General features: G+C 63.4%; 34 protein-coding genes and 1 tRNA gene. 1 reads left to right on the top strand and 34 read right to left on the bottom strand.

Annotated features, from left to right (window positions below):
* Positions 1-46 precede the first annotated feature (46 nt).
* Positions 47-2,863, bottom strand: a complete 2,817-nt coding sequence (locus tag FVO59_RS12070; RefSeq protein WP_182252856.1) for a phage tail tape measure protein — start codon at positions 2,861-2,863, stop codon at positions 47-49.
* Positions 2,864-2,909: 46 nt separating this feature from the next.
* Between FVO59_RS12070 and FVO59_RS12065 the strand changes: the two genes are divergently transcribed.
* On the top strand, positions 2,910-3,287 hold the full coding sequence (locus tag FVO59_RS12065; RefSeq protein WP_182252855.1) for a hypothetical protein: 378 nt from the start codon (positions 2,910-2,912) through the stop codon (positions 3,285-3,287).
* On the opposite strand, the gene FVO59_RS12060 is transcribed toward FVO59_RS12065, so the two are convergent.
* From FVO59_RS12060 to FVO59_RS11910, 33 genes are all read right to left on the bottom strand, one after another.
* Positions 3,272-3,547 carry a hypothetical protein gene (locus FVO59_RS12060; protein WP_182252854.1) on the bottom strand — a complete coding sequence of 92 codons (276 nt, stop codon included), beginning with the start codon at positions 3,545-3,547 and terminating at the stop codon, positions 3,272-3,274. The two genes, FVO59_RS12065 and FVO59_RS12060, sit on opposite strands and share 16 nt — an antisense overlap.
* Before the next feature lie 113 nt (positions 3,548-3,660).
* The gene (locus tag FVO59_RS12055; RefSeq protein ID WP_182252853.1) at positions 3,661-4,206 is read right to left on the bottom strand and encodes a hypothetical protein; all 546 of its coding nucleotides are present in this window, start codon (positions 4,204-4,206) and stop codon (positions 3,661-3,663) included.
* Positions 4,207-4,285: 79 nt separating this feature from the next.
* On the bottom strand, positions 4,286-4,801 hold the full coding sequence (locus tag FVO59_RS12050; protein WP_182252852.1) for a phage tail tube protein: 516 nt from the start codon (positions 4,799-4,801) through the stop codon (positions 4,286-4,288).
* Positions 4,798-4,995: a hypothetical protein gene (locus FVO59_RS12045; RefSeq protein WP_182252851.1), complete on the bottom strand. Its 198-nt coding sequence runs from the start codon at positions 4,993-4,995 to the stop codon at positions 4,798-4,800. The genes FVO59_RS12050 and FVO59_RS12045 overlap by 4 nt, the downstream gene beginning before the upstream one ends.
* A complete protein-coding gene (locus FVO59_RS12040) occupies positions 4,992-5,417 on the bottom strand; it encodes a hypothetical protein (protein WP_182252850.1) in 426 nt (141 codons plus the stop codon). The genes FVO59_RS12045 and FVO59_RS12040 overlap by 4 nt, the downstream gene beginning before the upstream one ends.
* On the bottom strand, positions 5,414-5,791 hold the full coding sequence (locus tag FVO59_RS12035) for a hypothetical protein (RefSeq protein WP_182252849.1): 378 nt from the start codon (positions 5,789-5,791) through the stop codon (positions 5,414-5,416). Before FVO59_RS12035 ends, FVO59_RS12040 begins: the two co-directional genes overlap by 4 nt.
* The gene (locus FVO59_RS12030) at positions 5,788-6,216 is read right to left on the bottom strand and encodes a DUF6093 family protein (protein WP_259363549.1); all 429 of its coding nucleotides are present in this window, start codon (positions 6,214-6,216) and stop codon (positions 5,788-5,790) included. The genes FVO59_RS12035 and FVO59_RS12030 overlap by 4 nt, the downstream gene beginning before the upstream one ends.
* Positions 6,216-6,692, bottom strand: a complete 477-nt coding sequence (locus FVO59_RS12025; RefSeq protein ID WP_182252847.1) for a hypothetical protein — start codon at positions 6,690-6,692, stop codon at positions 6,216-6,218. The genes FVO59_RS12030 and FVO59_RS12025 overlap by 1 nt, the downstream gene beginning before the upstream one ends.
* 16 nt (positions 6,693-6,708) lie before the next feature.
* Positions 6,709-6,981, bottom strand: a complete 273-nt coding sequence (locus tag FVO59_RS12020; RefSeq protein ID WP_182252846.1) for a hypothetical protein — start codon at positions 6,979-6,981, stop codon at positions 6,709-6,711.
* Between the two features lie 2 nt (positions 6,982-6,983).
* Positions 6,984-7,883, bottom strand: coding sequence for a phage major capsid family protein (locus tag FVO59_RS12015; RefSeq protein WP_182252845.1), 900 nt, complete (start codon positions 7,881-7,883; stop codon positions 6,984-6,986).
* Between the two features lie 9 nt (positions 7,884-7,892).
* Positions 7,893-8,462: a hypothetical protein gene (locus tag FVO59_RS12010; protein ID WP_182252844.1), complete on the bottom strand. Its 570-nt coding sequence runs from the start codon at positions 8,460-8,462 to the stop codon at positions 7,893-7,895.
* Positions 8,463-8,541: 79 nt separating this feature from the next.
* Positions 8,542-9,213, bottom strand: a complete 672-nt coding sequence (locus FVO59_RS12005) for a VG15 protein (RefSeq protein ID WP_182252843.1) — start codon at positions 9,211-9,213, stop codon at positions 8,542-8,544.
* On the bottom strand, positions 9,167-10,621 hold the full coding sequence (locus FVO59_RS12000; RefSeq protein WP_182252842.1) for a phage portal protein: 1,455 nt from the start codon (positions 10,619-10,621) through the stop codon (positions 9,167-9,169). Before FVO59_RS12000 ends, FVO59_RS12005 begins: the two co-directional genes overlap by 47 nt.
* An 11-nt stretch (positions 10,622-10,632) precedes the next feature.
* Positions 10,633-12,174: a terminase gene (locus FVO59_RS11995; RefSeq protein ID WP_182252841.1), complete on the bottom strand. Its 1,542-nt coding sequence runs from the start codon at positions 12,172-12,174 to the stop codon at positions 10,633-10,635.
* Positions 12,137-12,436: a hypothetical protein gene (locus tag FVO59_RS11990; protein ID WP_182252840.1), complete on the bottom strand. Its 300-nt coding sequence runs from the start codon at positions 12,434-12,436 to the stop codon at positions 12,137-12,139. Before FVO59_RS11990 ends, FVO59_RS11995 begins: the two co-directional genes overlap by 38 nt.
* A 100-nt stretch (positions 12,437-12,536) precedes the next feature.
* Positions 12,537-12,878 (bottom strand): hypothetical protein, encoded by a 342-nt coding sequence (locus FVO59_RS11985; RefSeq protein WP_182252839.1) that lies wholly within the window; start codon positions 12,876-12,878, stop codon positions 12,537-12,539.
* Positions 12,879-13,189: 311 nt separating this feature from the next.
* Positions 13,190-13,321 carry a hypothetical protein gene (locus FVO59_RS16590; protein ID WP_259363212.1) on the bottom strand — a complete coding sequence of 44 codons (132 nt, stop codon included), beginning with the start codon at positions 13,319-13,321 and terminating at the stop codon, positions 13,190-13,192.
* Positions 13,322-13,570: 249 nt separating this feature from the next.
* On the bottom strand, positions 13,571-13,726 hold the full coding sequence (locus FVO59_RS11980) for a hypothetical protein (RefSeq protein ID WP_182252838.1): 156 nt from the start codon (positions 13,724-13,726) through the stop codon (positions 13,571-13,573).
* Positions 13,719-13,910 carry a hypothetical protein gene (locus FVO59_RS11975; protein ID WP_182252837.1) on the bottom strand — a complete coding sequence of 64 codons (192 nt, stop codon included), beginning with the start codon at positions 13,908-13,910 and terminating at the stop codon, positions 13,719-13,721. The genes FVO59_RS11980 and FVO59_RS11975 overlap by 8 nt, the downstream gene beginning before the upstream one ends.
* A complete protein-coding gene (locus tag FVO59_RS11970; protein WP_182252836.1) occupies positions 13,907-14,089 on the bottom strand; it encodes a hypothetical protein in 183 nt (60 codons plus the stop codon). Before FVO59_RS11970 ends, FVO59_RS11975 begins: the two co-directional genes overlap by 4 nt.
* A gap of 209 nt (positions 14,090-14,298) precedes the next feature.
* Positions 14,299-14,520, bottom strand: a complete 222-nt coding sequence (locus FVO59_RS16770; protein ID WP_430736296.1) for a DUF7455 domain-containing protein — start codon at positions 14,518-14,520, stop codon at positions 14,299-14,301.
* On the bottom strand, positions 14,498-14,839 hold the full coding sequence (locus FVO59_RS11965) for a hypothetical protein (RefSeq protein WP_182252835.1): 342 nt from the start codon (positions 14,837-14,839) through the stop codon (positions 14,498-14,500). Before FVO59_RS11965 ends, FVO59_RS16770 begins: the two co-directional genes overlap by 23 nt.
* Positions 14,839-15,669 carry a 3'-5' exonuclease family protein gene (locus tag FVO59_RS11960; protein ID WP_182252834.1) on the bottom strand — a complete coding sequence of 277 codons (831 nt, stop codon included), beginning with the start codon at positions 15,667-15,669 and terminating at the stop codon, positions 14,839-14,841. The genes FVO59_RS11965 and FVO59_RS11960 overlap by 1 nt, the downstream gene beginning before the upstream one ends.
* Positions 15,670-16,167: 498 nt before the next feature.
* Positions 16,168-16,238: transfer RNA gene (locus FVO59_RS11955), tRNA-Trp, on the bottom strand.
* Positions 16,239-16,653: 415 nt separating this feature from the next.
* Positions 16,654-17,148 (bottom strand): DUF7341 domain-containing protein, encoded by a 495-nt coding sequence (locus FVO59_RS11950; protein ID WP_182252833.1) that lies wholly within the window; start codon positions 17,146-17,148, stop codon positions 16,654-16,656.
* Complete coding sequence (locus tag FVO59_RS11945; protein WP_182252832.1) at positions 17,141-17,545, bottom strand: hypothetical protein; 405 nt, start codon at positions 17,543-17,545, stop codon at positions 17,141-17,143. Before FVO59_RS11945 ends, FVO59_RS11950 begins: the two co-directional genes overlap by 8 nt.
* Entirely contained in the window at positions 17,542-17,868 is a 327-nt protein-coding gene (locus FVO59_RS11940) for a hypothetical protein (protein WP_182252831.1), read from the bottom strand. The genes FVO59_RS11945 and FVO59_RS11940 overlap by 4 nt, the downstream gene beginning before the upstream one ends.
* The gene (locus tag FVO59_RS11935; protein ID WP_182252830.1) at positions 17,865-18,005 is read right to left on the bottom strand and encodes a hypothetical protein; all 141 of its coding nucleotides are present in this window, start codon (positions 18,003-18,005) and stop codon (positions 17,865-17,867) included. The genes FVO59_RS11940 and FVO59_RS11935 overlap by 4 nt, the downstream gene beginning before the upstream one ends.
* Positions 18,002-18,214 (bottom strand): hypothetical protein, encoded by a 213-nt coding sequence (locus FVO59_RS11930; RefSeq protein ID WP_182252829.1) that lies wholly within the window; start codon positions 18,212-18,214, stop codon positions 18,002-18,004. The genes FVO59_RS11935 and FVO59_RS11930 overlap by 4 nt, the downstream gene beginning before the upstream one ends.
* Positions 18,211-18,732, bottom strand: a complete 522-nt coding sequence (locus tag FVO59_RS11925) for a hypothetical protein (RefSeq protein ID WP_182252828.1) — start codon at positions 18,730-18,732, stop codon at positions 18,211-18,213. Before FVO59_RS11925 ends, FVO59_RS11930 begins: the two co-directional genes overlap by 4 nt.
* Positions 18,719-19,015, bottom strand: a complete 297-nt coding sequence (locus FVO59_RS11920; RefSeq protein WP_182252827.1) for a hypothetical protein — start codon at positions 19,013-19,015, stop codon at positions 18,719-18,721. Before FVO59_RS11920 ends, FVO59_RS11925 begins: the two co-directional genes overlap by 14 nt.
* Positions 19,012-19,359, bottom strand: a complete 348-nt coding sequence (locus FVO59_RS11915) for a hypothetical protein (RefSeq protein WP_182252826.1) — start codon at positions 19,357-19,359, stop codon at positions 19,012-19,014. The genes FVO59_RS11920 and FVO59_RS11915 overlap by 4 nt, the downstream gene beginning before the upstream one ends.
* Positions 19,360-19,370: 11 nt before the next feature.
* A complete protein-coding gene (locus tag FVO59_RS11910) occupies positions 19,371-19,829 on the bottom strand; it encodes a single-stranded DNA-binding protein (RefSeq protein WP_182252825.1) in 459 nt (152 codons plus the stop codon).
* Between the last annotated feature and the right edge of the window lies 1 nt (position 19,830).

The raw sequence follows: 19,830 nt of genomic DNA, 5'->3' as shown, positions 1-19,830 counted from the left end.
GGAGGGGCGCAGACAGACCGTCCACGCCCCTCCCGAATGCCGGGTCCTACCGGCCGAACTCTGACCTGACCGCCTCATCCGAGGACGGCTCGAACGCACGCTCAATACGGCCATCGATGATCCGGGCGAGACCATCACCGCCAACCTCGAGGCGCCCCGTGATCGACATGCCCGCCAACGACGGTGCCGCCACGTTGACGACCGGAGCCGCTGCTGGCATCCTGCCGAGCTGCCCGAGACCGAGCCGTCCAGCCAACGCGTTCATCGTGTCGATCGACTGCGGCAGATACTTCGGGTCAGTGGTGACGTAGCCCTCGTCGTAACCCGCCTCAGCGAAACGATGGATACCGCCCGGGACAGCCTGGTAGATGCCAGGCTCGAACCCGCCAGAGGCGAAGCTCTTGACCTTCATTCCCTTGCTATTGACCAGACCGCCGGTCGCGAAGGTGAGACCCCCTTGGCCTCCCTGCCCCGTCGACACATGTATCGAGTGGTTACCGGTGATGCGACGCAGCAGGCTCTGCACACCCATCAGCGCGTTGTACGCCTGACTGGTGCGCGCGGTGAGGTCGATGACGGGCGTCTTCGGGATGCTGTTCACGGCGCGCGTCACTTCGCCCATCGCCGCCTGAACCTGAGAGGCCGAACCGAGGTTCTGGTCTGCCCACTTGACCGCTTCTGCGCGGTCCATGCCCTTCGCCTCGAGCATCCTGATCACGGCGTCACGGCCCGCATTCCACTTGCCAGTCGCCTCGTCGAGGGTCCCGCCGTTCTCTAGGATCGCGACCGCCGAATCCCGATGCGCCGTCTCGACCTCACGGATCGAATCGCGAAGCGCGATCGACGCGTCGTTCGTGCCCGCGAGAGACGCTCCCTCGGCGCTTGCAGCATCGGTCATCGCGTTGATCGAAGACAGAGCATTGTCGTTCGCTTCGCTGACCGACATGGCTCCGCCTGCGACCTCCATCAGCGCCCGCACGACGCTGTCGAGCGCGGTCGCAGCATCCGACGCTGCGGATTCCATCTCCGACAGGTCACCAGAGGCTGCGCCAGTCGCGTCGCCGGCCATCTTCGCTTCGTTCGCTGCGCCGGTCAGAGCGTCCTTGTACTGCGGCATGACCTCGTTAAGCTGGTCGACTGTGTATCCCTGCGCCTCGAACTGCGCCTGAAGATCGGCGAAGATCGACTTTGCCCGCTCGCCGTCGCCACGAGACACCATGTCGGCAAGGGCTTCACCCATGAGAGCGAACTGTTCGCGTGCCTCCCCCACGGAGGATGTGAAGCCAGTGAATGCGAACGTGTCTGATCCCCACCGGTTGAAGGCGTTGTCGAAGTCGCCCGCGAGGAGCTTGTCCATCGCGTCGGTGAGATCGTTGACGCCGCCGGCACCCTTCGTCATGCCCTCGAACAACCCGTCGTAGTCCTTGTTCAGGAGCAGCGACACGGTCTCGTTCGCGGACTTCGCACCGTCGCCGAGCTGACCGAGCCCCCGTGCGGCGGCCTCAGCGCCCTTCGCGAGGAGGAAGTACCCGGCAGTGATGCCGACTGCCTTCCCAAGCCCGGTGACGAACCGGGACGCACGCTGCGCGCCAGTACCCATCGTCGCGATCGCGGCGTTGTAGGCGGCGACCTTCGGAACGGCGAGCATGAACCCACCCGCACCCAGAGCGACGGCAGCTGTCACAGCGCCGACGCCGATAGCGGACTGCTGTGCCCAATCGGGCAGATCGTTGAATCGGTCCACCATCCCGGTAAGGCCCTGCACGAACTCGCGTAGCGGACCGTTCGCGCCCTCGCCCATCGAGATCATCGCCGTGTCCAGCGCGCCCGTGAACGCTTCCCAATCGCCCTTCAGGTTGTCCAATCGCATCGCCGCGGTCTCCGCGGCATACCCCTGAGCGTCGACCTCAGTCGTCCACTTGCGGATACCGTCCGCGCCCTCCTGAAGAAGGACATTCGCGCCACGGATCGCGTCCTGACCGAAGATGATCGCCAGAGCCGCGTTCTGCTGCTCCTGCGTCAACCCCGAAAGACTGGTCTGCAGCTGCCCCGCGAGAGACTGCATGCCGACGAACTGGCCCTGCGCGTCGTACGCGTTGATGCCCAGTTCCTGCATCATCTCGGCCGCTTCACCGGTCGGGTTCGCGAGACGCAGCAGCATCGTACGGAACGATGTCCCTGCGTCGGAGCCGAGCATGCCCGCTGACGCGAACGCCGACAGCGTACCGACCGTCTCATCCACCGACAGGCCAAACTGGTTCGCGACCAGACCGCCCTGCTTCAGTGCCTGAGCCATGTCGGACACGTCACCCTGCGCCTTGCCCGCGCCCGCTGCGAGCAGATCCGCGATGTGCGACGCGTCCCGGCCCTCGAGGCCGAACTGCTTCAGCGTCGTCGCGGCGACGGCCGCGGCATCCGCGACTCGCATGCCGCCAGCAGCAGCAAGATCCAGAGCCGCGTCAAGGCCGCCGCTGAGGATATCCGCCGTCGAGACGCCGGCCTTCGAAAGTTCCTCGATCGCCCCTGCAGCCTCCGTCGCAGAGAACACCGTGCGGGCGCCCGCGTCGAGAGCCGCGTCCCGCAATAGGTTCATGTTCGCGGCGGACTCGTGCGTGGCTGCCTGCACATAGGACATCTGCTGGTCGAAGTCCGCGAACTTCGCGACAGCCATGCCAATACCGAGCGCAACAGCCGAACCGAACCCGACCGCAGCGGTGCCGAGCGTATTGAACGCCTCGCGCTTCTGCGCCAGCTTCTCGGTCTCAGAACCGAGCTCGCGCACCTTCTTCGCAGCCGCGTCCGTGCCCTGCATGAAGCCTTGGGCGGCCAGGATGAGCTCCACTTTCACGACGCGCTGAGCCATGGACCCCCTTGTGTGCTCCGGCAGGCGAAGCGGTATCGTGAGCGGCATGACCGACTCCCAAGCGCAGGCAAACGACGCGTGGCGTGCAAAGGTCAACCGATGGGTGATCGGGATCGTCATCGCTCTAGCCGTGATCATCGGCTTCGCGAGTTGCCTGGCGTCGAGCCTCAGGAGCAACGACGGCAGCAATGACGACATCGAGTCGATCGCGCAGTGTGAAGCGCGCATAGAGAAGCTGTTGAAAGCACCCGGCACTGCCGACTTCGACAGCAGCACAAGCGCGCGAGGGTCCGAGACGTGGGAAGTCACCGGCACAGTCGACGCCGAGAACAGCTTCGGCGGGAAAGTGCGCGCAACCTACGGGTGCACGGTCATCATGAACGGCGACACCGCGACGACTACCGTCGACTACTTCGAGGAATGATCCACGCGCACGGCGTAGAACCGTCGCGCATGTGACGGGTGATCCTTGAAGTCCTTCTCGCGTTCCTCGATCGCCGTCTGCGCCCAGTCACGCAACACCTTCGCCTCGTAGTGATAGGTGGCGTCCGGGTTGTTCGGGTCGGCTTCCGATGAGGTCGTCTCGTCCACTGGCAGACCGTGCGGACCTAGCAGCGCCTCATACTCGGCGAGGCCCGCGAGCATCGCATGCTGCTCCGGGTCGAACTCAGACTCCCTGGTCACCCGGATGACCCTCCGACCTTCCTCGTCGACGTCTTCGACGTGGATCTCTTCCGGCTCCCACCCCCACAGACGGCGCGGGGCGATCCCGAGATCCCGAGCGACCCGGAGATCAGTCAGGAGTCGGTGGTCGGTTCGGAGCCGTTCACGAAAAAACCGACATCGACCTGCCCGAGGCCACGGTTCACGTAGAGGACGGCCTGCGCGAGACGGTCGTACTCACCGTCCGTCATCTTGTCGATCGTCACCCACTCATCCGGGGTAATCTCGTGCTCGACGCCGCTCTCGTCGACGTACTTCGCACTGTTCTTCGCAGCGTGCATGAAGAACGTGGACGAGTCGAACGCCTCCTGCCGTCCCTTGCGGGGTGGGCACTCCACGATCCACTGGTTGTACGTGTGGCGGTCGACTCCGTACACACGGAGGATGATCGACGCCTCACGGATCTGTACGTCGAGCTCGGCGACACGCTCGCGGGCAGCGGACACGTCAGGGTGCTCCCCGGAAACCAGACGCTCGTCCGAGTTCTTCGCGGCGCGGTGGGCTGCGTCGAGGGCGCGCATCACGTCGTCGCGCTGGTCGATCAGGTCGAGGTCGAGGCAGATCGGCACATCCTTGTGCGACATCTTGCGGGTAGCGATGCGGGTGCTGAGGTTGGACACGGGAGTCTCCTTCAAAGTCTGTACACGGGTTCACGGAGAACCTGGGAGCCGGCCCCGTGTAACCGGCCCCCAGGGGTTGTTAGGCGCCAGCGACCAGCTGACGCAGCGGAGTCCACGCACCGGTCACCGCAGCAGCCTGCTCGATGCGGTCGATCGCGTTGTCCTCCACCGGGGGAATGTTCTGCTCACCAAGCTGAACCGGAGTCGCCTGATACCAGTCGCCAGTCGCGAAAGTCTCAGCATCCTCATCGACCTGGAAAAACTCCACCAGGATGCCCTCTGTACCCTCGACGAGAGCCAGGCGGGCCTCGTCGTCGGTCGGGGTGTTGAGGTTCGTGGAGTAGGCCAGGCCCATCTCCTTCTGCTTAGAACCGAACCGCTGAAAGTCCTGCGCAGAGCAGTACCGGGAGTCTGTGATCTTGTTCTCCGTCAGCGACTTCGTCAGACCGTTGGAACGCATGATGTAGCACGAGATGTTCTCGCCAGCGTTCGCCTCAACGGCAGTGATCGCATCGATGTCAGCCACGGTTCCCGGGATGAACACGACGCGCCGCGTTCCCATCGAGGGAACGCCTGCAGGAATGGTCAGGGTCATTGGTCTTTCTCCTTGTCAGTCTTCACGGGGGCGATGCGCTTCCCGCCCTTGCGGACGTTCGGCTTGGGGCGGCGCGGGCGCGTCGTCTCCGAATATCGGGCGACCTTCGAGTACTTCTCGGGGTCGAAACTCTCGGAGGGCAGATCGAACTCGTGCCCTGTCGTCTTGTTCTTCACGCGCACGAAACGCGTCATGGTGTCTCCCCTCGACGGGACCAGAACCGGAAACTTAGATCCCGGTAGTACAGATCAGCGGCACGGTCGTAACCGTCGCCCTCCTCCACGTTCTGCACCAACTCGATCGGCGTGCACCTGCGACCAGGAACCACCAACCGGTGACCAAGCACCTGGGTGAACACAGCGCGCATCCAGATATCCAGCCCATCCGCAGCGGTCGTGATTATCCGCACATCGAACGTGAACCGCTTATCCGAATCCGGAACCTGATAGCCGGCAGCGCGTCCATCGTCCAGCCGGTCAGGAGGAGCCGACTTCGCCACGATGTAGTTCGTCCGAACCGTCCCCGTACCGTCCTTGCGCACGATCGGGAACACCTTGTTCGCGGTGACCAAATGACCACCCAGCCGAGCCTTAAACGCTTCCCACTCGGCAGTCACAAACCCACCGCCCTCAGCGCATCAGCCACAGCCGCATCAATACCGCGAACGAAATCGTCCTCGTTGTTCTCCAAGGCCGATCTGCCCGCGTGCTGAGGCGACGAATACACGTTCCCCGGCGCATCCTCAACCAAACCAAACGAACCAGAATCACCCGGCGTCGGACCAATCTCAGCAACAACACCGGCCACGTTCTCGCGCGTCTCATACGTCACATCCGCCGCATACCCCGCAAGCCCCGTACGGTTCGCCGCAGCCCGCCACTCGTCCTTGATGTGATGAGCGGTAACCTGAACCGCTTTCCGCGCGAACGGGCGAACAGCAGGCCCCGCAGCCGTCAGATCAGCGGCGAGCTTCCGAATGTCGTCACTCATCCGACCTCCTCGAGCAGGTACCGATGGCTTGTGACCTGTCCTGACACCGGGGCGCCCTGAACCGTGAACACACGACCCACCAGCAACCCGTCAGCGGTCGAAGAAGCCACCACAACCGCCATGCCATCCAGCAGACGAGGCGACCCCACAGGGATCGACAACACCGGCTCCTGAACCGAAATCGGCTCTCCCGCCCCCTGCGCATCCGACACCGTTGACGACGCCCACCGGATACGTGCGCGCCCGGCATCGGGAGATGTATCACCGGGGACTGGGTAGACCGGCGTCTGCACGGTCTGGGTCGGCTCGCCCGTTTCAGGGTCTGTGCCGTCAACGAGCCAACCCGCGGTCACCTTCTCCGACATGCGCGACTCGGCCTGAGCGCGCAGCTCAGGAAGAGCCGCCGCCACATCCGCGCCCAGCATCACTCAACCCCGTAGATCGGCTTGCCGGCGATATCCGCACCGCACGAGCAATACGTGGCACCGAACCGGAGCGAGCACGCCAGGTCATGAATCGCGGAGACGCCAGGAAGCATGTCGATCGCGAACGCGCCTTCATCAGCCTCAACGAGCCCGAGCATCGCCCACCACTCGTCAAGAATCGACACCCGACCTTTACCCGACTGGTAGGTGCGCGATGAAGACGCATCGTCAACGCTGATCGTGACCTGCGTCGCGTCATCCGGTTTCTTGACCTGTGAGACCACGGCCTCACGGATCACGTAGTCGAGCTTCGCTTCGCCGATCATCGACAGATCGACCTCCAGTCGCTCAGCGCGGTTCTCGATCAGCATCGTGGCGTCATCGATCCACAGGGACCACTGTTGCCACTGGATCGAGTTGGTTTCGGGGGCGGTCACGCCGAGCGCCACCGCGATCTTGTCGGGAGTCACAGCCATGACCGCCCCCTCTCACTCAGGACTCGTCGTCGTTCGACTCGTCGTTGTCAGAATTGCCGTCGTCGTCGGCGCTGTCATCCAGCGCGGCGAGAATGTCGGCCTTCTTCGTGGCATCGCCCAGGTCGATGCCGTTCTCTTCGGCATATGCCTTGAGATCCGCCACCTTCCAGGACGCGTCAGGCGTCTCAGACCGTTCCGTTTCACCCTCGGCGCGCCAGTCGGAACCGAGCACCTTCTCGTCAGCGACCGACACCACGACACCGCTCACCCTGTGCGTGAACCGAGCCATGATCAGGCCACCTTGTCGACGATCAGCGCGAACGCATCCAGGTCGGCAATGCCCCAGCCGTAGACAACCTCGGCACGGAACGCGACCTGGTTGTTGCGCTTCAGGTCGCCCTGGCCGTCCGGGTCGCCGTAACGGATCAGCTCGAGGCCGATCGCGCGCTGGATGCCCCAACGGAAGCCACCGAAGTCTCCGACGATGCCGAGGATGCCCGAAGGCGTAGCGACGACACCCGAACCGCTCACGGTGCGCGAAACGGACGAGCGGTGACCGTCGAGCTCCGAAACCTCCGTGGTGAGGCGGAAGTTGGGGTAAAGCTTCTGCTCGGTCTGGCCAGCCCGCAGCGACGAGAACGCCGCAGCGAACGACGGGTCCAGGGCGATGCCCTCAGGCACGTAGCCGTCAGCGAGCACCAGCAGGTCAGCCGCGTCGAGGTTCGCGTACGGCTTGTCGGCCGCAGCGCGCTCCACCTGGTTCGTCACGGAAGCGAACTTCTGCGTGATTGAACCAGCGACGGCACCGGTCTTCGGGTTGATGCCGTGAATGGCACCGAAGTCCAGCGCACGCGACAGGGCCGGCTGGATCTGCGCGAGGATCTGCTCCACCGCGTCAGTCTGGCCGTCCTCGTCAGCCCAGAGAACTTCCTCGTTCATACGAACGGTCTTCTGGAACTTGTGAGGCTCAACCGACTGAACGGTCTTCGTGATGTCGTTGGACGACTTCTGGCCGCCCTCAGACACGAGCTCAGCCTCGCCCGAGTCGAACACCATCGCCTTGCCGGAGCCGAATCGCTGAGGCTCAGCAGGCGAAAGCGCGGCGAGAACAGACCCGCCACGAACCTTGCCCAGCCATGGAGTGAGAATGTTGTCGGGGAGTTCGAGATCCCCAGTTGCAAGTGCGGCCATCGCCGTCTCCTATTCGTTCTGCGCGGCGGCAAACAGGTTCTTCGCGAACGAGCGAATGTCCTTCTTGCCGTCGTCGGTTGTGGTCGTGCCGCCCTCCTTGGGGGCACGGTTGCCGTTCTTCTTCTGATCGGCGAGCCGTTCGGCCAGGCGCTTCGCCTGAGCCTCGAGAGCCGCCTCGTCGGAACCGGTCAGGAACAGGTCACGGTCCTCCGCAGAGATCCCGTGCTTCGTGGCGATGTCGGATCGCAGCGCGCGGGCTTCCGCCTCCGCATGCTTCGACTCGAGGTCGGCAAGCTTCTGCTCCACCGTCTTCGCGCCGTCAGCCGCCTTCTTCAGGTCGTTGTAATCCGCGTACTTCGTCTCGACGCGCTGCACACGCTCCTGAACGATGCGGTTCACCTCGGCCTGCTGCTCGGGGGTGAAGAGCTTCCCCTCGCCAGGCTTGCCGTCACCGGCACCATTGCCTTCTCCTCCGGCGCCTTCACCCTCGACGGGCGCGAAGTACCGGAAGTGCGGGCGGTGCCACGATGGGGCGAACCCTGCGCCGAGAACACGCTTCGGAGCATCCTGCTTGCTCATGTCTGGTTCCATCCGTTTCTGTGCCGTCGCACGTCAGAACCCCGAAACTGTCGGGTACAGCCCGCCAACAGGCGGGAAGTCAATCGGGGTAGTTGCCCTCGAGGTAGTCACGAAGGAATGCCTTCTCCTTCGCGGTACGGCGACGCTTCGACGCCACGTACTGCGCCGTGTTCGCCTCAGGGCCAACATCGCCACCCTTGAACACCGGAGCCGCCGTGCACAGACAGTCGTCATGAGCGGCGAACGTGGCCGTCGCCTCTTTGTAGACAGCGCCACGATCGGCCAACATCCTGCAGAACTTGCACGACGCGGGGCCACGCGCAATCCGCTTCCACCCGATGCACACCGGATCTTGCTTCCGGTTCGTGATGATCGTGTCCCTGTACGGGCGCGACATCTCCGACCTGACCAACTGCGCCAACCGTGCCGCAGCAGCCGCGTCGTCATCCACCGACAACGGCTCAGACGCCCACGCCGCCCCACGCCGGATACGCACCGTGCGATCCAAGATCACCGGGGATGCGGCGAACCGGGAGCCCTTCACCTTCGACCGCTCATCGTCATACAAGTCAGTCGCGAGCGCCGCAGACCCTTCCGAGTAATAAGCGACCACTTCAGGTACCGTGTCCAGCAACTGCAACCGCCTGGACTCCCACTGACCGGAGGAACGGCGCAGCATCCACCGCGCCGTATCCTCCGAATCATCAGCGAGAAGCGTCAGCTGCGCCTTCGACTCCAACGGGGTCACCATCAGCAGCCTCCCCAAGACGTGCAGCGATCAAAGCCGCTGCAGACTGACGGCCAACGCTCTGCCGACGCTCCTGCAACGCAAGATCAATGTCCTGCTGAGACCACCCCAGCCGACGCATCGCAACCGTCGTCTCCTTCACCCACTCCGGCAGGGACGCGATCTCCTTCGCGCCCGCATCAGCCTGAGCCGCACGAGACAGGTACACCGGGGAACGCCACTCAGTCGTGATCGACGCCCAATCGTCCGGGATCTCCGTGACACCGTTCTGGATAGCCAGAGCACGCGTCACAGCACGCCGAATCGGCACAGACCAGTCATCCGTCGCACCCTCAGCCTCAGCGATCAGATCCTCACGAGACGCGTTATACGAATCCGCCGACGTCGGGTTCGCCATGTCCGTCAACGCAAACGCCGAATCGGGCAAGTCATACTCACGCGCCGTCAGCTTCGCCAACGCATTCAGATCAGCCAGGTGCGGTTCCGGCGACTGCGCGGGAATGTGCTTCACATCCGCGCGACCACCCTCGATCGGAGTGCCCTCATCGTCGACAGCATCCGGGATACCCAGGGCACGCCCGAGAGCGATCTGCCACGACGCCTTATACGAACCGTCCGCGTTCTTGAAGATCCGATCCGACGCACCCAGCAGGATCAGCTGGGGGATCGTGTAGATGTCCATGTGACCCTCAAGGCGCACAAGCGCCCGGAGTGCCGCGAACTGGTGCGAGATCGCCGCACGAGTGATCCGCGAACGGCCCATCCGCTTCGACGTGCGCGGCTTGTACACCAGCGGATCAACCGGGACATGCCACGGATGCTCTTGCCGGTCGACCTGCCACTTGCCGTCAACGATGTCAGCGTTGATCGTCTCGCCATCCAGGTACAGCACGAACCCAGTGATCCGGTCACGCTCACGCGACGTCACCGACAGCAGATTGTCCAACCGGCGCTTCCGGTTGTTCCACTCCCCCGTCGCATTCAGGGCATCCTTCGCATGAACCAGCGCAGCCGGCTCATCACCTTCGCCTTTCGTGGTGATCAGGTACGACAGGCCATGAATCAGCGAATCCGTGCGGCCCTGCGCGAGCTCCGACAGCAGGAAGTTGCTGTCCTCGAGCTCCTGGTAGCCGAGAGAATCAAGATCCCCATCAGGCCACACCATCCGCTCGAGGTTGCAACGTCGCGCGAGCCCGTCAACACCCTTCGCAGCCCACCCCAGGGCAAGCCCCAGACGGTAGTACTGCGGTGGGATGACAGTGCCAACCTGACGGAGCGCCTGCTTCCCGTCGTACAGGTCAGAGCGACGCTTGTTGTGCGCCTGCTTCTCCTGCAGCTGCTTCGCCAGCAGGTTCAGCGTGACCGTCTCGTCATCATCGAGACCGGGAATCCGCAGGTTCACATCAGCCATGCCGACCCCCTTCACAAGACAACCGCAGTACGGTCACTCACCACACGGCGCGACGGTCGCACCACGTCATCCTTCATCGCGCCCCACAGCGCCAGAGTCGACGAAACCACCGGAGTGATATCCGCCTCAGGATCTTTCCGGTTCCACGCCCACGCACCCGCCAAAGGACGCTTACGAGCCACCGACAACGCCACATTCAACTGAGGCTGATCCGTATGACGGAGCTTCGGAGTCGCCTCCATCACCCCGTCAAAGAACCACCCGCACGCGATTGCCATATCCCGACCCTCAGCAGCAGCCAACGTGACCAGAACCTTCCGATCCGTGCCCGCCAGGTAGTGCTTGCCGTTCTTCGTTTCCACAAGACCCGACATCTCATCCACCACCACCGCATGCAACCGGTTCCGCTCAGCACGCGACTTCACCCACGGGCCAACCCAGTCGATGCCGCGCTTCTGCTCATCGAGCTCCACATGCCACAGGCCATCAGCCCGCTTACCCGCCAAAGACACCGACGCCACCGAACGCCCCGGCTCAACATCAATGGCCAGAGTCAAACGCTCAACGGCCATCGAGGCCGGATCAGAAACCCGCGCCCACGACGCCGCATCAATGACCTCAGGAGTGCCCGCAGCATCCCAAATGCCGAGAGCCTCACGGCGGAACGAATCCTCATCCGTCAGCTGCTCCCGCATGCGTTCCATCGACTCCACCGGAGTACGAGACGGAAAGGACGGGTTCGCCTTCGCCCACTGCTCATGGTCATCAGGGTCAGCGCCATCGTCCGCCGAGAACTCGACGTAAACGGCCTTGCCGCCGACCCCAACCACCTCATCCAGAGGCTTCACCGCGAGAGCCTTCGCGCGACGATTCGTGAACTCCTCGCCGTTATCCACAGGACGCGGCGGGGTGCCCATGAAGAACAGCAGCGCCGCAGTCTTCTGCTTCGACGCGTTGGCGGCCGGCACCATGTCGTCTAGCGCTTTCTCCGTCAGGATCTGCGCCTCGTCGAACACCTCAACATCGACCGAATCGAAGCCGCGACCGAACCCGTTCTCACGGGCGCCGAACATGATCACCGATCCGTTCTTGAACCGGATCTCCTGCTCACCGTTCCCCTTACGGATGCCGTCGTTGCGATCAGGGGCCAGATGCACGCGGATCTTCTTCCGCTGCACCATCCCCTGCATCGTCTTGAACGTCATCGTCGAAGTGCGCGTCCGATGCGCCGTCCACAACACCGTCATATTCGGGAACAGCACACACAGGGCGATGATCATCATGCCGACCAGGAACGTCTTACCCACCTGACGCGGAATCGAAAGAACCACGCCCCCGACCGTCGCCGCATACTTGCCGTTCTTCAGCTTCCCCAGCGCCAAAGTGCCGACACCGTGCTGCCACTGATCAAACGAAACGCCCATCGCCGCACACTGCGCGACAACCCGCGGCCACACCGACGTGACGATCCCCTTCGGATACACAACATGCCGCGCAACCTCAGACAGCTTCCGATCAGATGGCTTCGGCGTCGAACTCCCCGTCTTCGACATTCGCGCCACCCTCAGCCTCATCAGAATCACGCGACTGCAACGCAGCAATCTCCTTCGAGATGATCGACAACTGCCGATGCAAAGCAGCCAATGCCGGACCCTTCTCATTCGGCAGCGACTCAGCCATCGCCCGCCGTTGCGCCTGCAGAATCTGCAGATAGTCCCCCGACGCGATCGCCTCATCCAGAGACAAGATCTTCGCAGGCTCAGGAGTCTCGTCCGGTGCCACAGCCCGCAGAACAGACTTTCGAGTGTTCGACATGGGCACCTCCGCGCGGCAACAAGAAAAAACGTCAGGGAGAGATGATCCCAAGCCCCGGAGGTACTTTGACGTTGGGCCGAAGGGGTACCCCGCCCTGGGTCTAGAACAGAGTTTCGAACGCGGGTTCGTTCCTCTGCTTGCCCATGTAGTAGTGGCCAGCAAGCTTGGTGCGGTGCGCATGGCAGTTGGCACAACGCACGGTGCAGTAGAGCTGGACATGGCGCAGGAAGCCTTGCAGCTTGGCCCGGCTCTTCAGCTTCGACCTATCGTCGTACCATCCGAGCGCGCGTAGCTTCGTGCGCGGGTCTTCATGGTCGAATTGCAGCGCCTCGGGCCAGGCGTTGAAGCCACAGTCGGCGCAGCCTGCGGCCTTCTTGTACGCGTCCAGAACGTCGGCGGCGTGCCTGACTCTTCGCTGGAGTGATGCTGGCGATGTAGGCATACATCCCCCTGTCCATCACTTGACTGAGCCGGACCGCCTGACGATGGGCGCGTAGTCGCGAGCTCGCTTCTTGCTGTTGCATTCGTGGGTGGTGCGCTGCCTTTTTGTTGAACAGCGCGTCGGAGCCCCCTTTCGCGATGGGGACTACGTGGTCCACTACGAAGCAGCGGGGGTCGGGGAACTTGAGGGTGAAATCGATAGCGCCCCCACAGATGTGGCAAGCGGGCTTCGACTTGGCGATGATTGCTCGGTGCTTCTTCCGGAGCGCGTCGTTGCGAGGGATGAGGGACATGCTCTCCCCTCACTTACGCTTAAGCGCGGCTCTTGCGTGCCCAGTATTGGTTTTCGAGGTGGGTGAACCAGGTGTCGACGCCGCGGGTGATCATGATGATGCCGGAGAGGATGCCGATGCCGTAGAGGCATCCGCGTTCCACGGGTGTCATGGTCAGTCTTCGGTGAGGTCGTCGATGGGTTCGTAGCTGTCGCAGTGGCAGAGACTGGCCCGTAGTGATGGGACGGTCTCTCCACAGACGACGCATTCGTGTTGCATCCATGACATGGTTGTCTCCTCTTTGAGACGGGGGAAGTAAGGGTGGGGGTTGGTCAGTGTGTGACCAACCCCCGAATGTTTGCCCGGACTCGCCACGGTCGGCCCTGCATGATGTGGTCGGTTGTGGGGTGGGGCAAGTGTGTTAGTCGACGAGTGCCCGGTTGAGGGCTTTCGCTTCCTTGCGGCGCAGGTATGCGGTTTGGGATGCGAGGACACGGTATGCGTCGGCTTGGTCGACATTGTTGCGGTCGATTGCTTCTTCGGCTTTGTTGAGCAGGCGTTCGATGCGCTCATCCATGAAACTCGATACTTTCGGGTAGCCATCCCAGCTTGAATGCGCGGCGGGCGATCCGCTCACAGTTGCATGTAAGCCATGCACCGAACGGGGCCCCGTCCTTGGCGTGGTCGGATGCGTCATGCCAGTCGTGCGCCATTGAATCGACTAAGCTCGCGGCGTAAGCGGGGACATCTTCTTCGCTCATCGCTTCTCCTCCGCTTTGCATCTGCCGCAGTAGAGGCGTTCGCCGAGCATGGTGACGCCGGTCTCTGCGAGGCGGTAGACACGCAACCATCGGAGTGCTTCGAACCCACAGGTCGGGCAGTCGCCGGGGATGGATTCGATGAGGGGTTGCATGTGCAGGGTGACGGTTGAGTCGTTCATCGTCGTTCCTTCTGCCACCACACGAACTCGGTGTCGGTGCGGTGCTTGTGTGGTACCGCGTGGCCGACCTTGAGGATGCAGGTCAGGTCACCGTACGTGTCGGTGCAGTTACTCATCGTCTTCACCTACGTGATGCTGAGGGTTCAGCTGCCAGTCGCCCTCGCCTTCGTGGTGTGCGATGGCGAGGTTGATGATGATGTCCCGGTCGGTCAACATGCGACCACCTCGTAGATGAGCGCGCCGCCGTCCGTGAGGGCGGTTCGGTTGCCGTCCAGGTGGTGTCCGCAGTAGAAAAGCGAGCGACCGGAGGGGAGCGCGACAACCCACAAGGCGCGCGCTGCCCCACACTGGTCACAAGCTACATACGAAGACGTTTCCTCATACACGATCACATCCCCTTCGATGTGGTTAGCCGCGGATCTTCCAGCCATCGGGAATTGCGTGCCCGACGCCTCCGGGTTGGCAGTAGCCCGAATGCCTCATCGGCAGCGAGCAGTCGGCGCTGTGCCAACCGAAGGACTCTCCATCGGGGCGCATCACGCCTATGGGCATCCAGCAATCGGCGCATTGCCCGAGGTCCATGTTTGGCCCGGCCGGTTCGGGGTGAGGCTTAGTGCAATCTCGCGGCTCAATCGGGTCCGGCACGTCGTCCGTCTCCGCAAAGAACTTCGCGGCTCGCTCAGCCCACTCTTCGCGCACCCCTGGATGCCGGGCCGCATAGTCTTCGAGGTACTCGTGCAGGCTTGCCATCACACGCCCCTCACAATCGACATGCGTTCCGGCTCGATGGAGAGCCGCGTGTACCCCTGGCAGTTGGTGCAACGCAGCATGCTGTACGACAGCACGTTGGCGACGTACTTGCGTGGGGTGGGTTCCGCTTCGTGACCACACCTGTTGCAGACGGTGAGTTTGTTCTTCCCGTCGATGAACAGTGCCGGGTGGTTCTTGATGTACGGGCGGAGGGTGTCGTAAAGGCCCTGCGTGGCGATCACGTCACCCTCGCAGTAGTCCGTCAACCGAACCCTGTCCTCCACCGAACCAGCCACGGCGCGTTCCATCGCCTCCGGGTCGTAAACGTCCGTCTTCGCGGGGATGCCGAGGAGCTTGCACAGGGCATCCAACGATTTGAACGGCGCCCCCGATTTGAACTGGGAGCGCATGACCTTCAGCGTGTCGACCGTTTTGAACGGCGGCAGCGGCGGCAGGGACGGGCGGTGCTTGTGTCCTTCGCGGGGAAGGTGGAAGTCACCCACCAGCCAGGGCACGTCAGCATTGTCGAGGTTGTGGCCGACGAGGATGTCAGCTCGAGCCATGAGCCCGTGCACTCGCTTGAGGAACTGTCCGCGGCCGCCCTTGTCCCATTCGGTGAATCGCATCACGTCGGGCTGGTCGTACCACTTCGCGCAGACGATCGTCGTGCGGGGTTCGCGGATCACCGTTTCGTGGTGGATGTACCGCTTCTGCAGATCCTTCCGGTCCCACCAGTGCTGCAGGGTGATTCCGTTGACGCGTTCGACGTCGAGGATCAGGATGCGGTTGCGGACCTTGGGGTTGATGGCGAGCTTTTCGGTCAGGCCCATTCTTCTGCCCGCCGTCTCCGCCACGAACCGAATGACGTGTCCGCGAGTTTCGGTGCGCCCTCATCTTCGAGGACGCGCTGCAGGTCGACGTGGCGCCAGGCCGGGTCGGTGACAGCTTTGCGGATCGCGGCTTGTTCTGATTCGGGCCGGTTGGCGTACCACCGGTCAAGGATCGTTTGGGAATTCTTGGGTGCGGGCGGTGCCGCGAGACGTGATTCCAGCGACACGGTGCCGCCCCTTTCGGTATGCCCTGTGCGGGCGTTAAACCCAGATATGCCCTATTCGGTTGTTAGTGCCCGCAGGGATCGTCCGACCGGCAGACCCGGAAGCGATATGCGGAAAAGGTGCCCCAAGCCGTCGAACGCTATCTCGGCCGCACTCTCATGAAGATGAGGTCACTTGGGGTCTTCTGCGAGGGGTGCACCATCGCGGCGTCCGGAACGCGTGTACTTGGCCCAGTTGGCTCAGTCGCTTATCCGGCGCGTTGACCTCGCATTGCTGATCCCCTTGGAGTCGAACCAAGGCCTGCGGTTTTGGAGACCGCCGTGCTGCCGTAACACTTGGGACCAATGTGCCTCGCCGCAGCCGTACTGGCTCGAGGCTTATTCAGTTGTGGCGCGCCTGGGGGTGCGCGCTTCGGTTGCTGCGAGTCACCGCAGCGCCCTACGACCGGCTTGCCCAGGAATGAACACCGAGCCTGTCCGGGAGGGATCAAAAAAGGCCACCCACCTGAATGGTGAAGCGGCCTGGCAGGAGACGGTCTTCTCCTGAACTAACCCCGAGTATACATGAAAACGGGGCCGAATGACATGCCTGTAATTCAGGCGTGTCGCGCGGCCCTCGCTTCCCACAACGCCTGGAAATCGATCTCGAGGCCGGCTTCCTTCCCCAACCCCTCAAGCCCCTGATCTCCCACCCAGATCGCCCCGCATTCCGAAGCCTGACATTCCGCGGTGGGTTCCTGCCCGTCACGCCACAGGATCATCAGGTTGTCCGCCTGGTCCCCGTTCGTGTTGACGATCTTCCCGACGCCGCAGCGGGGCAGGGCAGGCCGCGGACGGATACACGGATGGGTGGTTCGATGAGGTCCCAGATGTTGACGGCCCACGTGTCTGGGTAGGCGGCGAGGTGCTCGAACGTCACGTCGTCCATGGCGTCGGTGTTGTGGAGGGTGTTGAGGTGACCCCAGTAGCTTCGTAGGTCGGTCTTCAGTTCACCGGTCGCGACGATGCGCCATTCCTGCAGCCATGCTCGGGCAACATCCTGAATGTGGGTGAGCAGGTCGAGCGACTTCACATCCAACACGTTGCGGGTGTTGACCGCTGAACCCCCACCGGTCTGGTTCCCGTCCGGGACGATCCTCGACCGCAGCATGTCGACGAGGGGTGGGAAGTGCTGGTCTCGATCACCGTCACCAACACTTACCCGCATCGTCCACGTGTCGGTGAGTCTCCTCATCGCATCAGAAAGCTCAGTCATCGGTGTTTCCTTCCTGCTCTACGGGCAGCCACGCCGACGCGAGGAACGCATTCAGTGCGTCTCGGACGCGAGTTGCCTGCTCGACGCTCATGTGCGCCCGGTCGTCGTCCAAGCCGATCCACACCTGGCATTCGGTCGCGAGGCTCGACTGCTGGATGCTGAACGTTCGCTCCGGTTGGCCTGCGTAGTTCGCCACCTTGATCTCGGTGTAGCCGAAGCCCCGCGGCGTCATGTACTCCCATTCCGGTTCCTCGGGTACGACACCGGCGCGCACCTCGGCATCGTGAGCGGCCAGCCAGCGGTCGAACATAGCTCGGCGTCGTTCTGTTACTTGCCCCGCGCCACCATGCGCGTGGACCGACCGCACGTTCTCGGTCGTCGGCGTGTACTCGGTCATCGCCTCTCCTCGCGGTCGCATGTGCAGTGGTAACGTTCGGTGCATCCCGTCACCTTGTGACACCAGTCCTCGTGGTTGCTCGGTTCCTCGGGTAGGACACCTGCGCGCAGGCGGTGAAGTTCAGCCTCGTCCTCGCGAAGCAGGGCGATGATGTCCCCCTGCTTCGCGATCTCGTAGTCCTTCTCGGCATCGTGAGCGGCCAGCCAACGATCGGCTTCCTTCCCGTCGCTATCGGCGAGCTCCGGCCGGAACATGCGTCGTGACCACGCCCACTCGGCGATCGCCTCACGCACCTCTTCCGTCGTCGGCGTGTACTCGCTCACTGGATTCCCCTCTCGTACTTCCACTGCGCACAGCGGAGCCGGTATTCCTTGTACTGGTCCGCTTCGTCGGCATCGGGCATGTCCACCTCGACCTCCGCAAGGATGCGCTCGTATGCCTGCTGCCATGTCTCGCTCATCGGTTCTCTCCTTGGTCGGTGACAGCGGCATGCTCCGCGCACATGAAGATGCCAGGACGGCCGCGGGGGTTCACCCGGAAGAGCACCCCGTCATCGACGGTCTTCTGGCACATCCATTCGTCGCAGTCGTGGCCCACCTTCTTCCCGAATTTCTCTCGCACGTCGCGCAGAGCTACACGCTCGGCGGCGATCTCGTCCTGCTCGGTCATCGGTTCTTCCCTTCTTCGGCAGCAGCACGCAGAGCGGCAAGGCCTTCAGCATCCGGGTAATCGTCGCTGTCACCGTCCCCCAGCCGCGCGTCGTACTCCGCGTTCAGGTCTTCTTCGCTCGGCTCCGGAGACACGGGGCGACGGAGAGCAGCGAAGAATGCCCGCCGCTGATCCGGCGTGTTGTTCTCAGGGGCCGCATCCCGGTACTCGGCCCATGCCTGCTCGTCGTCGGTCGGGGCGTGCGCGGCCTCGAACACGTAATCGGTTCCGGCTGTCGCCGTCCCCGGCTCGACCTCCGTGCGCCCCGCGTCACGGATCACGGTGCTCATCCGCTCAATGTGATCGCGTTGCCCACCGAGCACGATGACGGGAACGCCCGGATGCACGCCCGCCGCTGTCAGTGCGGCGTGGACTGCCGCCGCGGCGTACTTCCCACGGCTCATCTTCTCCCCCGAGTTCACCCAGATTCGGATGCGCCCGTCGTCGATCAGGTCTCGCTTACGGTCATCGGTGGTCATCGGCCTGCTCCTTCGGGGTCGCTTCCCGCATCCCATCCAGCACCAGTTGCAGGGCGGGCTCGGGGACGGGCTTCATCGTCTGCGGGTCGACGCGCGCGTAGCCGATGCATTCACCCGCTACCCACCCCGTCGCACCCGTTCGCGAGTTGTAGAAGTCCCACGTCGTCGCCTTGCCGCGGAGCTTGTCGATCAGGACTCCACCGATCTCGACCTGCGCGGGGCACCGTTCGCTCTTGCCGGTCACGCGGTAGTACGCGACGCGCTGGTTCGGCTTGTAGATCATCTGTCTCGCTCCTTCGTCTCGCGGTACGGGTTACGGAGAACATCAGCAGGTACGGCGGAGAGCACGTTGTCCAAGCCCGAAATCCGGCCCGTCTGTCGGTTGTACGGGTCCTCCGCCCACGCTCGCGCCCGTTCGATGACAGCGGCGAGGGCATCGCGCTCGTATAGCGCCCTTGTCTCGTCCTGCCCCATTCGGAGAATGTCAGCGCGTGCTTCGTCGCGTTCCCGGCGGGCGGCATCCAGGGCATCCAGGACAGCGCGGACATCCTCGGCGCCTTCGCCCCTGAGGACGCCGTTCGTCAGATCGTCTTTTAGTCGTGTCCACGCTTCGTCGATGTTGGTCATGTCGTCGCCTTTCAGAACGGGGTGTCGTCGCCGAAGCTGCCCGGGGTCGACCATGCGTCATCCGTGGCCTGCTGCTGCTGCGGGCGTGACTGTCCACCGCCGTTGGATGCGGCCCGCGTGACCTGTGCCGTCGCATAACGCAGCGACGGACCGATCTCGTCAACCTCCAGCTCGATGGCCGTGCGGTTGTTGCCGTCACGGTCCTGGTAGGAGCGCTGACGCAGACGGCCCTGCGCGATGACGCGCATGCCCTTCGTCAGCGACCCGGCGACGTGCTCGGCGAACTCGCGCCACACCGACGCGCGGAGGAACAGCGCTTCGCCGTCCTTCCACTCGTTGGCCTGACGGTCGAACGTGCGCGGGGTCGAGGCGATGGTGAAGTTCGCCACCGGCAGGCCGTTCTGCGTGTAGCGCAGCTCGGGATCTGCGGTCAGATTGCCGACAATCGTGATCTCGGTTTCGCCAGCCATA

The sequence above is a fragment of the Microbacterium esteraromaticum genome, from assembly GCF_014084045.1.
GTDB classification, from domain to species: Bacteria; Actinomycetota; Actinomycetes; order Actinomycetales; family Microbacteriaceae; genus Microbacterium; species Microbacterium esteraromaticum_D.
The sequence above is the reverse complement of the archived record's forward strand: the minus strand, read 5'-3'. Positions and strand labels throughout refer to the sequence as shown.